General features: G+C 71.3%; 14 protein-coding genes. 9 read left to right on the top strand and 5 right to left on the bottom strand.

The genetic code is table 11. The annotated features are described in order from the left end of the window. Positions 1-91: 91 nt before the first annotated feature. Positions 92-1,069, top strand: coding sequence for a UDP-glucose 4-epimerase GalE (gene galE, locus ABZ444_RS10395; protein ID WP_357994697.1), 978 nt, complete (start codon positions 92-94; stop codon positions 1,067-1,069). Positions 1,070-1,157: 88 nt separating this feature from the next. On the opposite strand, the gene ABZ444_RS10390 is transcribed toward galE, so the two are convergent. From ABZ444_RS10390 to ABZ444_RS10380, 3 genes are read right to left on the bottom strand one after another with little or no spacing between them, the layout of a single operon-like run. Then, positions 1,158-2,042 (bottom strand): hypothetical protein, encoded by an 885-nt coding sequence (locus ABZ444_RS10390; protein WP_357994696.1) that lies wholly within the window; start codon positions 2,040-2,042, stop codon positions 1,158-1,160. A 48-nt stretch (positions 2,043-2,090) separates the two neighbouring features. Then, positions 2,091-2,858: a hypothetical protein gene (locus tag ABZ444_RS10385; protein WP_357994695.1), complete on the bottom strand. Its 768-nt coding sequence runs from the start codon at positions 2,856-2,858 to the stop codon at positions 2,091-2,093. A gap of 20 nt (positions 2,859-2,878) precedes the next feature. After that, entirely contained in the window at positions 2,879-3,691 is an 813-nt protein-coding gene (locus ABZ444_RS10380) for a hypothetical protein (protein WP_357994694.1), read from the bottom strand. Between the two features lie 353 nt (positions 3,692-4,044). Here ABZ444_RS10380 and sucC point away from each other — a divergent pair, with 353 nt between their 5' ends. The 3 genes from sucC (at position 4,045) to ABZ444_RS10365 (ending at position 7,935) form a co-directional block, all read left to right on the top strand. Further along, positions 4,045-5,226 carry an ADP-forming succinate--CoA ligase subunit beta gene (sucC, locus tag ABZ444_RS10375; RefSeq protein ID WP_357994693.1) on the top strand — a complete coding sequence of 394 codons (1,182 nt, stop codon included), beginning with the start codon at positions 4,045-4,047 and terminating at the stop codon, positions 5,224-5,226. A 3-nt stretch (positions 5,227-5,229) separates the two neighbouring features. Next, positions 5,230-6,105, top strand: a complete 876-nt coding sequence (gene sucD, locus ABZ444_RS10370) for a succinate--CoA ligase subunit alpha (RefSeq protein ID WP_125644468.1) — start codon at positions 5,230-5,232, stop codon at positions 6,103-6,105. Positions 6,106-6,297: 192 nt separating this feature from the next. After that, positions 6,298-7,935 carry a DUF6350 family protein gene (locus tag ABZ444_RS10365; protein ID WP_357994692.1) on the top strand — a complete coding sequence of 546 codons (1,638 nt, stop codon included), beginning with the start codon at positions 6,298-6,300 and terminating at the stop codon, positions 7,933-7,935. On the opposite strand, the gene ABZ444_RS10360 is transcribed toward ABZ444_RS10365, so the two are convergent. Next, positions 7,932-8,351 (bottom strand): hypothetical protein, encoded by a 420-nt coding sequence (locus ABZ444_RS10360; protein ID WP_357994691.1) that lies wholly within the window; start codon positions 8,349-8,351, stop codon positions 7,932-7,934. The two genes, ABZ444_RS10365 and ABZ444_RS10360, sit on opposite strands and share 4 nt — an antisense overlap. A gap of 76 nt (positions 8,352-8,427) precedes the next feature. Here ABZ444_RS10360 and purN point away from each other — a divergent pair, with 76 nt between their 5' ends. The 3 genes from purN to ABZ444_RS10345 all read left to right on the top strand — a co-directional run bounded on the left by purN (position 8,428) and on the right by ABZ444_RS10345 (position 10,900). Further along, a complete protein-coding gene (gene purN, locus ABZ444_RS10355) occupies positions 8,428-9,057 on the top strand; it encodes a phosphoribosylglycinamide formyltransferase (protein WP_357994690.1) in 630 nt (209 codons plus the stop codon). Further along, on the top strand, positions 9,054-10,595 hold the full coding sequence (purH, locus tag ABZ444_RS10350; protein ID WP_357969689.1) for a bifunctional phosphoribosylaminoimidazolecarboxamide formyltransferase/IMP cyclohydrolase: 1,542 nt from the start codon (positions 9,054-9,056) through the stop codon (positions 10,593-10,595). Before purN ends, purH begins: the two co-directional genes overlap by 4 nt. Positions 10,596-10,723: 128 nt before the next feature. Further along, on the top strand, positions 10,724-10,900 hold the full coding sequence (locus tag ABZ444_RS10345; RefSeq protein WP_357969691.1) for a hypothetical protein: 177 nt from the start codon (positions 10,724-10,726) through the stop codon (positions 10,898-10,900). Here ABZ444_RS10345 and ABZ444_RS10340 read toward each other — a convergent pair. Further along, positions 10,897-11,796, bottom strand: coding sequence for an ROK family protein (locus ABZ444_RS10340; RefSeq protein WP_357994689.1), 900 nt, complete (start codon positions 11,794-11,796; stop codon positions 10,897-10,899). The genes ABZ444_RS10345 and ABZ444_RS10340 overlap by 4 nt on opposite strands. Before the next feature lie 271 nt (positions 11,797-12,067). Between ABZ444_RS10340 and ABZ444_RS10335 the strand changes: the two genes are divergently transcribed. Beyond that, entirely contained in the window at positions 12,068-12,913 is an 846-nt protein-coding gene (locus tag ABZ444_RS10335) for a bifunctional methylenetetrahydrofolate dehydrogenase/methenyltetrahydrofolate cyclohydrolase (protein ID WP_357994688.1), read from the top strand. Positions 12,914-12,989: 76 nt separating this feature from the next. Further along, positions 12,990-14,141: a C45 family peptidase gene (locus tag ABZ444_RS10330; RefSeq protein WP_357994687.1), complete on the top strand. Its 1,152-nt coding sequence runs from the start codon at positions 12,990-12,992 to the stop codon at positions 14,139-14,141. Positions 14,142-14,147 lie beyond the last annotated feature (6 nt).

Below are 14,147 nucleotides of genomic sequence, written 5' to 3'. Positions count from 1 at the left end.
AGGAGATCGACGCGATGTCCCCGCGGGCCGGACCACATGAAGATCATCGAGAGGGCGCGCGACCCCCGTGACATCCCCGTAGGGTTCGGGCATGCGCGTATTGATTACCGGTGGGGCGGGCTATATCGGCAGCACGATCGGGTCGGCGTGCCTCGACGCCGGCATCGAGCCCGTGATCCTCGACAGCCTCGTGACGGGCCGCAGGGAGTTCGCCGACGGACGGGTCTTCTACGAGGGCGACATCGGCGACGGCGCCCTCGTCGACAAGATCTTCGCCGAGCACCCCGACATCGAGGCGGTCGTCCACTGCGCGGCCCTGATCGTCGTGCCCGACTCCGTCGCCGACCCGGTCGGCTACTACCGCGCGAACGTCGCCAAGAGCCTGGAGTTCGCCGACCACCTGCTGCGCAACGGCTGCGAGCGGATGATCTTCAGCTCGTCCGCGTCGATCTACCGGGCCGGCGCGGACCACACCGTGGACGAGAGCTCGCCGCTCGCCCCGCAGAGCCCGTACGCGCGGACCAAGGCGGTCTGCGAGGCCATGTTCGCCGACATCGCCGCCACCCGGCCGATCCGCATCCTGTCGCTGCGCTACTTCAACCCGATCGGCGCCGACCCGGCCATGCGCACGGGCCTGCAACTGCGCCGTCCCAGCCACGCCCTGGGCAAGATGATCGAGGCGTACGAGGACGGCGTGCCGTTCGCGATCACCGGCACCGACTACCCGACGAGCGACGGCACGGGCATCCGCGACTACGTCCATGTCTGGGACCTGGCCGCCGCGCACGTGGCGGCGCTGCGCCGGTTCGACTCCCTGGACGCCGACGTGATCAACCTCGGCACCGGCGCGGGAACGACGGTCCGCGAGCTGGCCGAGGCGTTCAACCGGGTCGTCGACCGGCCGATCGACGTGGTCGAGGCGCCCGCCCGGCCCGGTGACGTGGCGGGGGCGTACACGCGCAGCGACCGGGCGCGGCGGCTGCTCGGCTGGGAGACCCGGTTCACCGTCGAGGAGGGCATCAGGCACTCGCTGGAGTGGGCCGCCCTGCGCGACTCCCGCCTCGCCTGAGCCGCGCGCCCGGCGGCCCGCGGGCCGGGCACCGCGCCTGTCCCGCCAAGCGGCGACGGGAGAGGCGCGGACCTCGGCACTGGCGGTGCTACTTGGCGACGCTCACGCCGAACGGCAGGTCGAGGGAGGAGATGTCGTCCTTGCCGTTCTCGAACTCGCTGGAGACGTCGTCAGCCGTCGGAGCCTTGATCGACACGGCGCCGCCCCAGCCGGTGAAGCGGGTGTCGACCCGCACGCCGTCCTTCTTGGAACCGGAGCCGGTGATCGCGGCCTGCGGGAACGTGGCCACCAGGCGCACCGGCAGGCCGGCCGCGTCAAGGGTGAGCTTCCAGCTGATGACGCTCTTCAGCGCCTTGGCCGTGGGGCGCGGGTCGATCGCGGTCGCCCGGTACCAGGGCGAGACCTTCCGCAGGTCGCGGACGGTGATCGTGCCGGCGTAGCCGCCGCTCACCGGCTTGGCGGTCTTGAGCAGGGTCTTGAGCGTGGCCTGCTCGGCGACGTTCACCGGCTGGCCGAACGTGCCGGTGATGCCGCCCGTCGGGCCGTGCGGGGCCTTGAACCAGGTCTCGCCCTCGGGCAGGACCGTGGTCCACAGGCCGCCGGACAGGTACGACGTCGTGCCGATCCGGATCGTGCGCTCGGGCGTGGCGAGGGCCTTGAGCTCCTCCGGCGCCTCGTCGCTCAGGTCGGACACGTTGAGGGCGAACTTGCCCGTGATGTCCGAGGCGGCGAGGCCCGACTTGCTGAACTGGAAGGTTCCCGTGCGCCGGATGAAGACCTCGCTGCGTGTGCCGTCGGTGATGCTGATGCGCTCGCTGAACTTCACCCCCTTGCCGGGGACGAGCTGCTTCTTCACGGCGGTCACGGGGTTCTTGGGCGCGGCCGCCTGGGCCGGAGCCGCAAGCAGCGCGGGGGTGGCGGCCACCAGGGCGGCGGCCGTCGCCAGCGCGACGCCGGTGAGGGTTCGCTTCATGTGCGGTTGTGTCCTTGTTTCGAGGGGGATTGTCGACAGCTCGGCGGCTCAGTCGAACAGGCCGAGCGAGCTGGTGGAACCGTCGGGGATGGCCTGGCGGAGTTTCTCGGCTCTCGCCCGCTTCTCGGCCATCAGGTCCTTGTAGGTGATGATCTCGTCCACCGGAGGCGCCTTGACGCCGACCTTCGCGCCCCAGCCCGAGAGCCGGGTCTCGACGACGCTTCGCGAGCCCGGCGTGAGGTTCTGGCCGGTGACGACGCGGTCGGGCAACGCCTGGGCGTTCAGGCCCAGGCGGTAGTGGAACCCTTCGTACGCGCCGGCCCCGCGCGCCTGCGCGAGGGTCAGCGTGCCCTGGCGGAGGCCGTCCTTGAGGCCGGCATGCGAGACCAGGGCCTTGACCGTCCTGGGCGCCAGCACGTCGACGGGCTGGGCCGAGGTGATCACCTTGCCCTTGAGGTGCTCCATGAGCACCCACGTCCTGCCCATGGGCAGGACGTCGGCCAGGTCGGCCGCCTGCACGTAGACCTTGCCGCCGACGCTGATCCAGCGTTGCCGGCTGTCGTCCTTGCCGATCGTCCTGAACACGACGTCGGCCGCGACGGGCCCGGACGCGCCGAACTCCACGGAGCCGGCCATGCGGGTGACCTCGTCGTCGCGCGGACGCTTCGACTCGATCCGTGCGGTCTCGGAGATCGTCACCCCGTGGCCCGGCGCGAACTGCCGCTTCAGGGCGGTGACCGGGTCCACGGCCGCCTGTGCGGGGACGGCCGGGATGAGTGCCGCGGCCGTCACCGCGGCCGCGAGCAATCGCTTCATGAGTGTCCTTAGGAGGGGGGCTACCTGACGTTGCCCAGGGAGTTGAGGGAACCGTCCGGGATGTCCTGCGGAACGGCGCTGTCGGCCCCGAGGTCGGCGATGTCGGCCACCTGGTCGGCCGGCGGAGCCTTGACCTTGACCTTGGCGCCCCAGCCGGTGAAGCGGGTCTCGGTCGTGCTGTGGCTGGTGCCGAGGATGCCGTAGTCGAGGGTCCAGTCGCTGACGACCCTGGTGACCAGGCCCTTGGAGTTCACGGCGAGCAGGTACGAGACCTTGACCTTGGCGACCTTCTTGTTGACGCTCTGGCCGTAGATCTTGCCGAGTTCCTTCACCGTGACCGAGCCGCGGTAGATCCCGCCCTTGGTGCTCGCGGCGTGGGAGACGAGGGCCTTCAGCACCTGGGGCTCGAAGACGTCCAGCATCTGGTTGGAGGTGCTGATCCGGAGGCCGGTGTCGGGGTAGCGGACCCACTTCTTGCCCTCGGGCAGGCCCTCGCTGTAAAGGCCGCCCTGCGCATATACGTGCTTGCCCAGGGTGATGATCCGGGACGGCATCAGCGACGCGTACACGTCGTCCTTGCCGGTGGCGTGATTACGTACGTCCGAGGCGACGATTCCGGACTTGCCGAACTCCAGAAGGCCGGACGTCTTCATGGCGCCGGTGCTCTTGCCGTCCATCGAGGAGCGGGACGTCTCGGTGAACCGTACGCCGTGCCCGGCGACGTACTGCTTCTTCAGCGCCTTCGCCGGATCCGCGGGCGCGGCCTGGGCCGGGGTCGCGGTCACGAGCGCCGCCGCGGAGGCCAGGGCCAGGCCCGCGATAATTCGCTTCATCCGATTCCTTCAGATCAAGAATGAGGGGAGCAGGAATCCTGCCAATTGAAGATCACGACCATATATCGACAGACGCCGCATAAGGCAGCGAATAGGTGCACTTTCGGTGCAGAGAGGGACATGGTGAAGTGAGATCACCGTCACATAGCGGAAGAACCGTGCCCCGATGACCTGTGCAGGTCAAGCTTGGGGCTAGGCTTCACTGGCGGAAACGCCCGGCACGCACCCCTGAGCGTAGGAGCTCGCCGTGAGAGAGCGAGGCACGAAGCCGACACGAGCGGCGAGCGGACGCGACCGTCAGCGCAGTTGCCCGGGCCGTCGAACATCAGTCGGATAAGCAAGGACGGACCCTCGTGGACCTGTTCGAACATCAGGCGAAGGAGCTCTTCGCTGACTACGGCATCCCGGTGCCACGCGGCATCGTCGCCAACACCGTGGAGGAGGTGCGGGCGGCGGCTGAGGAGCTGACCGGCCGCGTTGTCGTCAAGGCCCAGGTCAAGACCGGCGGTCGCGGCAAGGCCGGCGGCGTGAAGGTGGCCGACGACGCCGCCGACGCCGTCGAGAAGGCCACCGCCATCCTCGGCATGGACATCAAGGGCCACACGGTCCACAAGGTGCTCGTGGAGGAGGCCAGCGCGATCGCGGAGGAGTACTACTTCTCCTTCCTGCTCGACCGCGCCAACCGTACCTTCCTCGCGATCTGCTCCGCCGCCGGCGGCATGGACATCGAAGAGGTCGCCCACAGCACGCCCGAGAAGGTCGCCAAGGTGCCGGTATCGGCCCTCGACGGCATCGACCGCGCCAAGGCCCGTGAGATCGCGGTGGCCGGCGGCCTGCCCGAGAAGTCGCTCGACGGCGCCGCCGAGCTCATCGAGAAGCTGTGGCACTGCTTCGTCGACGAGGACGCCACGCTGGTCGAGGTCAACCCGATGATCCTGTCGGCCGACGGCCAGGTGAAGGCCCTCGACGGCAAGGTCACCCTCGACGAGAACGCCGGCTTCCGCCAGGCCGACCACGAGGCGCTGGCCGACAAGGCCGCCGAGGACCCTCTGGAGGCCAAGGCCAAGGAGAAGGACCTCAACTACGTCAAGCTCGACGGCAACGTCGGCATCATCGGCAACGGCGCGGGCCTGGTCATGTCCACCCTCGACGTGGTGGCCTACGCGGGCGAGGCGTTCCCCGGCAAGCCGTCCCCGGCGAACTTCCTCGACATCGGCGGCGGCGCCTCGGCCGAGGTCATGGCCGCGGGCCTGGAGATCATCCTCTCCGATCCGAGCGTCAGGTCGATCTTCGTGAACGTCTTCGGCGGCATCACCGCCTGCGACGCCGTGGCCAACGGCATCGTCTCGGCGTTCAAGCTGCTGGAGAGCCGCGGCGAGGCCGTGACGCACCCGCTGGTGGTCCGCCTCGACGGCAACAACGCCCAGCTCGGGCGGCAGATCCTGGCCGACGCCGCGCTCCCGCGGGTCGAGCTGGTTGACACGATGGACGACGCGGCCAAGCGGGCCGCCGAGCTCGCTGCGGTAGGTGCGTGAGTCATGGCTATCTGGCTGACCGAGAACAGCAAGATCATTGTTCAGGGCATGACCGGCGGTGAGGGCACCAAGCACACCCGCCGCATGCTCGCCTCCGGCGCGAAGGTCGTCGGCGGCGTCAACGCCCGCAAGGCGGGCATCACGCACGAGGGCCTGCCCGTGTTCGGCACGGTGAAGGAGGCCATGGAGCAGACCGGCGCCGACGTGTCGGTCGTCTTCGTGCCGCCGGCCCACACCAAGGCCGCCGTCAAGGAGGCCGTCGACGCCGAGATCCCGCTCTGCGTCGTGATCACCGAGGGCATCCCGGTCCACGACTCGACCGAGTTCTGGGCGTACGCGGTGGCCAAGGGCAACAAGACCCGCATCATCGGGCCCAACTGCCCCGGCATCGCCTCGCCCGGCGCGTCCAACGCCGGCATCATCCCCGCCGACATCACCACCGCCGGCCGCATCGGCCTGGTCTCGAAGTCCGGCACGCTGACCTACCAGCTCATGTACGAGCTGCGCGACTTCGGTTTCTCGACCGCGGTCGGCATCGGCGGCGACCCGGTCATCGGCACCACGCACATCGACGCGCTCCAGGCCTTCCAGGACGACCCCGACACCGACGCGATCGTGATGATCGGTGAGATCGGCGGCGACGCCGAGGAGCGTGCCGCGGCCTACATCGAGCAGCACGTCACCAAGCCGGTCGTGGCCTACGTCGCGGGCTTCACCGCCCCCGAGGGCAAGACGATGGGCCACGCCGGCGCCATCGTCTCCGGCTCGGCCGGCACCGCCCAGGCCAAGAAGGAGGCTCTGGAGAAGGTCGGCGTCCGCGTCGGCAAGACCCCCTCCGAGACGGCCCGCCTGATGCGCGAGATCATGCAGTCCCGCTAGTCACGCATGGAAAAGCCCCGCCTGGCCGCCGCCATGCGGGGCTTTTCCATGTCCCGGAGGGCCGCCGGGGCGGCGCGTAAAGGGCGGGGAAAGAAGGCGGGGCGCGTTCGCGGGGGCATCACGGCGACAAAGTGGACCCTCTGCGGCGCGTCAACCAAGCGATGGTTGGGAAAGATTGAGAAAATCGCATCTGTGACGGCCATTCTCGACCAGTTGCGTACCGCCCCCAAGTCGGTGCTCGGCAAGCTCCCCGGGGTCTCGACCGACGACGACGAGACGAGGCGGCCGCTACCCGTGTCGGGCATGCTCGCCGCCGCCTGCACGCTCGGCGTCGGCCTGGCCGTGCTCACCACACTCACCCTCGTCGGCTGGATCGCCGCGCCGCGCGGCACGCTCGGCGCGGGCCTGCCCGGCGTGTTCCGCGCGGCGGCGCAGCTCTGGCTGGCCGCGCACCACGCCGGGTTCGCGATGCCCGGCGGCCGGGTCGGGCTGCTGCCCCTCGGGCTGATGGTGCTGCCCGCCTTCCTGCTCTACCGCGCCGGCCGGTGGATGGCCCGCGACGCCGACCTGCGGCTGCGCCTGCCCGCCCGGCTGCCCAAGAACAGCCCGCGCGAGCAGGCCAACGCCCGCCGCCGCGCGCAGCTCGTGCTGGTCGGCCAGGCGGGCGTCTCGCTGGCGGCCCCCTACGCGCTGCTGGCCGGACTGATCGCGCTGGTGGCGAGGAACGAGATCACCCAGCCGTTCATCGGCGAGGCGCTGCTCAGCCACTTCGTGCTGGCCTTCCTGGCGGGCTCGCTGGCCACCGCGCGCATGATCGGCCCGTGGCGGATCATGCTCAAGCTGCTGCCCGAGCGGCTGCGGGCCGTCACGGTCGGCACGGCGGTCGCCACCACGTCGCTGCTGGCGTCCGGGCTGGGGCTGGTGCTGGTCGCGGTCGTGCTGAACTTCGGCCAGGTCAGGGAGCTGTCGAACGTGCTCGCGCCGGGCTTCGTCGGCGGCGTGCTGCTGTTGCTGCTCCAGCTCCTCTACCTGCTCAACGCCGTGATCTGGGCCTCCTCCTACATCGCCGGCCCCGGCTTCGCCATCGGCGCGGACACGCTGGTCGCCCCGACCGGCGTCGAGCTCGGCACGGTGCCGAGCCTGCCGTTGCTGGGCGCGCTGCCCGAGAGCGGGCCCGTGCCCGCGTGGATGATGGCGGTGATCGCGCTGCCGTTCGCGGCGGGCGCGGTGGCGGGCGTGTTCGTGGCCCGGATCTCGCCCTCGCATTCGTACGAGGCCGCCCCCCTGTGGGGCTTCCTGACCGGCGTCTCCACCGGCCTGGTCGCCGGCCTGCTGGCCGCGCTGTCCGGCGGGCCCATCGGCGGCGGCCGGTTGTCGGCGATCGGCCCGTCCCCCTGGGAGGTGGCCCTGTCGGTGGCCCTGGAGGTGGGCGTGGCGGCCGGCATCTCGGCGGGCGTGGCCAACCTGCTGCTGCTCAACAAGAAGGCCCGCGCGCCGCTCGACAAGGCCGCCGCCCCGGTCCGCAAGGCGGGGGCGGCCATCGCCAAGGCGGCCAGCAAGGTGGGCCTGGCCGAGTCCGACCCGCGCCCGCTGCCCGGCCACTGGATGGACGCCACCGAGGCCGACACCCAGGAGATCCCGGTCATCAGGGACGACTGGCAGGACGAGCACGCCTCCGCCGAGGCCGAGACCCTGGCCCAGGCCCGCCCCCGCCCGGCCGAGCCCTCAGCAGACCCGGCCCGCCCGCCGCGCAAGGACATCGTGGACGAGTCCGACGACCGCGGCGGTCACGTCATCTACGTCGACCCCTACGCCTGGGACCGCGACTAGGACTGCATCGCCCCGAGCAGCTGGAGGACGTCGGGCGGCAGCTTGCGCTGCGCGGCGTCCCTGAACTGGGTGAAGCACTCGCCCTGCGCCGAGACCGTGCCGGCGCCCTTCATGCACTCCTGGTAGGCGGAGTATTCGTCCATCAGGTAGAGCTGCATCCCCGTGGCCATCGCCGACAGGGCCAGCGCGATGGAGGAGATGGTGATGCCGCCGACGGCCGTGCCCGTGGGCTTGTGGGCGCCTTTGAGCCGCGGCAGCGCGCGGATGCCGGACATGAGCGCGAACAGTGCCATGACCAGGCCGGCGAGCGGCAGCATGAACGTCATGGCCAGCGCCGCGATGGACAACCAGATCGCACGGCGACCCGCTGAATCGGCGGGCTGCTGACCCGCCGGTGCCTGCACCGGTGTCGACACCTGACCTCCTCTGCGTCGCCGGGCGAGGAACAGATACCCTGTCAGCCCCACCCTGTTTCCATTCTTTGGAGTGTGCGTGTCAAAGGCTGGGCGGCTCGTCGTCCTCGTCTCCGGCTCTGGAACCAACCTACAGGCCCTGCTGGACGCTTCCGCCGACCCGTCGTACGGTGCGCGCGTGGTGGCGGTGGGCGCGGATCGGGACGGCATAGAGGGCCTGGCCAGGGCCACCAGGGCAAATGTCCCGACATTTGTAGAAAAACTGGGTGATCATGCGACTCGGGCGGACTGGGATGCCGCTCTCGCCGCCAGGATCGCATCGTACGAGCCCGACCTGGTGGTGTCGGCGGGCTTCATGAAGATTTTGGGTGCGCCCACGCTCGACGCGTTCCCCGTGCTCAACACCCATCCGGCGCTGCTGCCGTCCTTCCCCGGCGCCCACGGCGTGCGCGACGCGCTGGCCCACGGGGTGAAGGTGACCGGCTGCACGGTGATGCTGGCCGACGCGGGCATCGACACGGGGCCGATCGTCGCCCAGGAGGCGGTGCCCGTGCTGCCGGAGGACGACGAGCCGGTCCTGCACGAGCGCATCAAGACCGTCGAGCGCCGCCTGCTCGTCGACATCGTCGGCCGGATGGCCCGCGAGGGCTGGACGGTCAGCGGACGCATCGTCCGCATCGGCAACCAATCAGGAGGGGAAAGCACGTGACTCGCATCGCCATCCGGCGCGCGCTGATCGCTGTCTACGACAAGTCCGGGCTCGAAGAGCTGGCCAGGGCACTCGACGGCGCCGGCGTGGAGATCGTGTCGACAGGCGGCACGGCCGCCGCGATCGCGTCCCACGGGATCCCGGTGACCAAGGTGGAGCAGCTCACCGGCTTCCCCGAGTGCCTCGACGGCCGGGTCAAGACGCTGCACCCGCGCGTGCACGCCGGCCTGCTGGCCGACCTCACCAAGCCCCACCACGTGGCCCAGCTCGACGAGCTGGAGATCGACCCGTTCCAGCTCGTGGTGGTCAACCTCTACCCGTTCCAGCAGACGGTGGCCTCCGGGGCCTCCGACGAGGACTGCGTCGAGCAGATCGACATCGGCGGGCCCGCGATGATCAGGGGCGCCGCCAAGAACCACGCCACCTGCGCGGTCGTGGTCGACCCCGCCGCCTACGGCGACGTGCTCACCGCGCTGGCCGAGGGCGGGTTCACGCTGCACGAGCGCCGCCGCCTGGCCGGCGACGCGTACGCCCACACCGCCGCCTACGACGTGGCCGTGGCCAACTGGTTCGCCGGGCCGTACGCGGGCGGGGAGGAGTTCCCCGAGTTCACCGGCGTCGCGTACGAGCGCAAGGCGACCCTGCGTTACGGCGAGAACCCGCACCAGCGCGCCGCCCTCTACACCGCCGGCTCGGGCGGCCTGGCCAACGCCGAGCAGCTCCACGGCAAGGAGATGTCCTACAACAACTACCTCGACTCCGACGCGGCCTGGCGAGCGGCCTGGGACTTCGCCGAGCCGTGCGTGGCCATCATCAAGCACCAGAACCCGTGCGGCATCGCCGTCGGCGCCGACGTGGCCGAAGCCCACCGCAAGGCCCACGCCTGCGACCCCGTCTCGGCCTACGGCGGCGTGATCGCGGTCAACCGCGAGGTCACCGTCGAGCTGGCCCGGCAGATCGCCGACGTGTTCACCGAGGTCGTCGTCGCCCCCGGCTTCAGCGCGGAGGCGCTGGAGGTGTTGCGGGCCAAGAAGAGCCTGCGCCTGCTGCGCTGCCCGGAGGGGCCGTCCCAGCCGCTGGAGTTCCGCCGGGTCGACGGCGGCCTGCTGCTGCAGGCGGTCGACCGGATCGACGCGGCCGGCGACGACCCGTCGGCGTGGGAGCTCAAGACCGGCGCGGCCGCCTCGCCCGAGCTGCTGGCCGATCTGGCCTTCGCCTGGCGCGCCTCGCGCTCGGTGAAGTCGAACGCCATCCTGCTGGCCGCCGGCGGCGCCACGGTGGGCGTGGGCATGGGCCAGGTCAACCGGGTCGACTCCTGCCGCCTCGCGGTCAGCCGGGCGGGGGAGCGGGCGGCCGGCTCGGTCGCCGCCTCCGACGCGTTCTTCCCGTTCCCCGACGGGCCGCAGGTGCTGATCGAGGCCGGGGTCAAGGCGATCGTGGAGCCGGGCGGCTCGATCCGGGACCAGGAGGTGATCGACGCCTGTGAGCAGGCGGGCGTCACCCTCTACTTCACCGGCACCAGGCACTTCTTCCACTGATCACCGGTTCATCGGATAAAGGGCAACAAGAGATCACTTGTTGCCCTTTATCCGTTTTGGCGGCGAGCATCGGCACTCCCCGGTTACCCTGATTGCCGCCCTGCTGTGCTCATTCCCCCGGAGTTTCCATGCTCGACGTGGCCCTGCATGCTTTCGTGACCATGAACGGCTTCTCGACCAGCCCGTTTGTCCTCCTGGTCCTCGCCTTCATCGGTGCGTACCTCGGCAGCCGGGTCGTCGAGCTCATCCCGTACACCCGCCGGATCATCGAGCGCCGCGAGGCCCGCTTCGCCGAGCGCGACTAGCCGGACAGGCGCCAGGCCAGCCGGGCGGCCCCGGCCAGGCCCGCGCGCACGCCCAGCGTGGTCGGCCGCACCCGGACCGCCCGGACGAACGCCAGCCCCGCCACGTCGTCGAGCGCCCGCTCCAGCGGGCCGAACAGCACCGCGCCGGCCGCCGACACGCCGCCGCCGATGACCACGGTGTCGAGCTCGACCGCGGCCGCCGTGGAGGCGATCAGGCCGGCCAGCGCTCTGGCGCCGCGCTCGAAGGCCGCCACCGCCACCGGATGCCCGGCGGACGCGTCGGCGGCCAGCGCCCTGGCGTCGCGGTCGCCGGTGGGCGCCCAGCCGTTCTCCAGGGCCCAGCGGGCCAGGTTGGGGCCGCTGGAGTAGCGCTCGACGCAGCCCCGGCCGCCGCACTCGCAACGCTCGCCGCCGGGATCGACACTCATGTGGCCGACGTGCCCCGCGTTGCCCGCCGGGCCGAGCAGCGGCGCGCCGCCGATCACCAGGCCGCCGCCGATGCCGGTGGACACGACGACGCCGAGCAGCGACGTGCTGCCCTGCCCGGCGCCCAGCCAGTGTTCGCCGAGCGCCATGCACTGGGCGTCGCCGGCCAGCACCACGGGCAGGCCGGTCAGCCGCCGCAGCTCATCGCGCAGCGGGAAGCCGCGCCAGCTCGGCATGTTCACCGGGCTCACCGTGCCCGTGGTCAGGTCGAGCGGGCCCGCGCAGCCGACGCCGACGGCGTGCGGGGGAGGGCCCCCGCCGGTCACCTCCGTGACGAGGGCCGCCAGGGCGGACATGACGTCGGCGCGCGGCGTGGGCCGCGTGGCCGAGCGCAGCAGCGAGCCGGCCTCGTCGACCAGCGCGGCGGCGAGCTTGGTCCCGCCGATGTCGACGGCGAGTACGCAGGTCATCAGTGGACGGGGTGGCCGGGCCGACGGAGGCCGCCGAGGCGTGGCAGGGGAGAGCGGGCGCGCAAGGGGGACCTCCGTAGGGCATGGTGTCGGCGCCTGACACGGGCATGGTGTCGGCGCCCGACACGATATGCCCTTCCTTGATCGATGACAACGATGTCATCGTTTCCCTGTGGACAACGGACGCCGCCTGCCTCCCATCTGTGGAAAAACTGTGGACGAACGCGCGGCCCGTGCCGGGAAGCCGAGCAGTCATGGAAGGATTGACGGCATGAGCGCAGTGAAACTCGACGGCAAGGCGACAGCCGCCAGGATCAAGGCAGACCTCGCGACCCGGGTGGCCGCGCTCAAGGACCGCGGCATCACGCCCGGCCTGGGCACCGTCCTGGTGGGCGACGACCCGGGCAGCCAGATCTACGTCGCGGGCAAGCACCGCGACTGCGCCGAGGTCGGCATCGCCTCCATCCGCGTCGACCTCCCGTCCACCGCCACCCAGAAGGACGTCGAGGCGGCCGTCGACGAGCTCAACGCCTCCCCGGCCTGCACCGGCTACATCGTCCAGCTCCCGCTGCCGACGCAGATCGACACGATGGCGCTGCTGGAGCGCATGGACCCGGCCAAAGACGCCGACGGCCTCCACCCGGTCAACCTCGGCCGCCTCGTCCACATGGTCGACGCGCCCCTGCCCTGCACGCCCCACGGCATCGTGCTGCTGCTCCAGGAGTACGACGTGCCGATCAAGGGCGCCGACGTCGTCGTGGTGGGCCGCGGCATCACCGTCGGCCGCTCGCTCGGCCTGCTGCTGACCCGCCGCAGCGAGAACGCCACGGTGACCCTCTGCCACACCGGCACCCAGGACCTGGCCGCCCACGTGCGCCGCGCCGACATCGTCGTGGCCGCGGCCGGCGTGCCCGAGCTCATCACGCGTGACATGGTCAGGCCCGGCGCGGCCGTCCTCGACGTGGGCGTCTCCAGGGTCCACGGCAAGATCGCCGGTGACGTGGCGCCCGACGTCGAGGAGGTCGCCGGTTTCCTCACCCCCAACCCGGGCGGGGTCGGGCCGATGACCCGCGCGCTGCTGCTGTCCAACGTCGTGGAGGCCGCCGAGCGTTCCTGAGTGATCGGGGGATGAAGCCCTGATGGGGGGAATGGGAAGAAGAGCGAGCCCCACCCCCATCACGGAAGGCCGATTCATGGACACCCCGCTCATCGCTGTCGAGGGCACCTACGAGGAGATGGGGGCCGAGGTCGGCCACCGCACCGCCGACCTGGTCGCGCGGAGCGTCGAGACCTACCTGCGGCGTTTCCGTGACAAGTCCGGGCTCTCCTCGGCCGACGTGCTGCGCTGGGGCCAGACCTTCCTCGACGTGGCCAGAGCGTACGACCCGAGCATCGCCGCCATGCTGGAGGGCCTGGCGGCCGGCGCGGGCCGGCCGGTCGAGCACATCGCCGCGCTCAACGCCCGTACCGAGCTGCTCGACGGCACCGGCTACCACGACGACGGCTGCACCGCGCTGGCCGTCCTGCCCAAGTACACCCGCGACGGCCACACCCTGCTCGCCCAGAACTGGGACTGGCATCCCGAGCAGGGCGCGGTCACCTTCCTGCTGGCCACCCGCGACACCGAGGGGTTCGCGGTGCTCACGCTGGCCGAGGCGGGCATGCTCGCCAAGTCGGGGCTCAACTCGGCGGGGCTCGGGGTGTGCGCCAACCGCCTGCAGTCCGACCGCGACCACGCCGGGGCGGGGGTCCCGTACCACTTCCTGCTGCGCGGGGTGCTGCAGTCCGACCGCATGAGCCGGGCCCACCGCAAGGTGCTCGACGTGCCGCGCGTCTCCTCGGGCAACCTGCTCATCGCCGACGCCGGGGGCGAGGCCATCGACCTTGAGGTGGCTCCGGGCGCGTTCGGCGCGCTGCTGCCGCGCGACGGCCTGCTCACCCACGCCAACCACTTCGAGGCCGAGCTGCCGCTGGAGGACATGAAGGCGGCCAGGTCCGGCCTGACCCTGCTGCGCCCCGAACGCGTGCGCCACCTGCTGGAGGACATCGCCGCCGAGCGCGCGGTCGGCCTCGAACATGTCGTCGCCGCCCTGCGCGACCACTACTCCTACCCCGACGGCGTCTGCCGCCACCTCGACCCCGACGCCGGCCCGGCCGAGGAGTGCCACACGGTCTACTCCGTCGTCATGGACCTCGACGCCCGCGAGCTGGCGATCGCCGGCGCGCCGCCGTGCGCCCGCCCGTACGAGCGATGGACCTTGGACGAGGTCTTCAAGCCGGACGCCACCCCCGAGCTCTGCTTCGACCCCGCAGCCGACGACGGGCGGCGCCCTCCGGCCTGGTGAGCCGGC

It is taken from the genome of Nonomuraea sp. NPDC005730, assembly GCF_040630865.1.
Lineage (GTDB): Bacteria > Actinomycetota > Actinomycetes > Streptosporangiales > Streptosporangiaceae > Nonomuraea.
Note: the sequence above shows the minus strand (reverse complement) of the source record. Positions and strands in the feature narration are given on the sequence as shown.

Coding starts and splice junctions, on each gene's coding strand:
- ABZ444_RS10385 (WP_357994695.1), bottom strand. CDS start 2,858: ATGAAGCGATTGCTCGCGGCCGCGGTGACGGCCGCGGCACTCATCCCG.
- ABZ444_RS10345 (WP_357969691.1), top strand. CDS start 10,724: ATGCTCGACGTGGCCCTGCATGCTTTCGTGACCATGAACGGCTTCTCG.
- ABZ444_RS10340 (WP_357994689.1), bottom strand. CDS start 11,796: ATGACCTGCGTACTCGCCGTCGACATCGGCGGGACCAAGCTCGCCGCC.
- sucD (WP_125644468.1), top strand. CDS start 5,230: ATGGCTATCTGGCTGACCGAGAACAGCAAGATCATTGTTCAGGGCATG.
- ABZ444_RS10335 (WP_357994688.1), top strand. CDS start 12,068: ATGAGCGCAGTGAAACTCGACGGCAAGGCGACAGCCGCCAGGATCAAG.
- ABZ444_RS10330 (WP_357994687.1), top strand. CDS start 12,990: ATGGACACCCCGCTCATCGCTGTCGAGGGCACCTACGAGGAGATGGGG.
- galE (WP_357994697.1), top strand. CDS start 92: ATGCGCGTATTGATTACCGGTGGGGCGGGCTATATCGGCAGCACGATC.
- ABZ444_RS10390 (WP_357994696.1), bottom strand. CDS start 2,042: ATGAAGCGAACCCTCACCGGCGTCGCGCTGGCGACGGCCGCCGCCCTG.
- ABZ444_RS10380 (WP_357994694.1), bottom strand. CDS start 3,691: ATGAAGCGAATTATCGCGGGCCTGGCCCTGGCCTCCGCGGCGGCGCTC.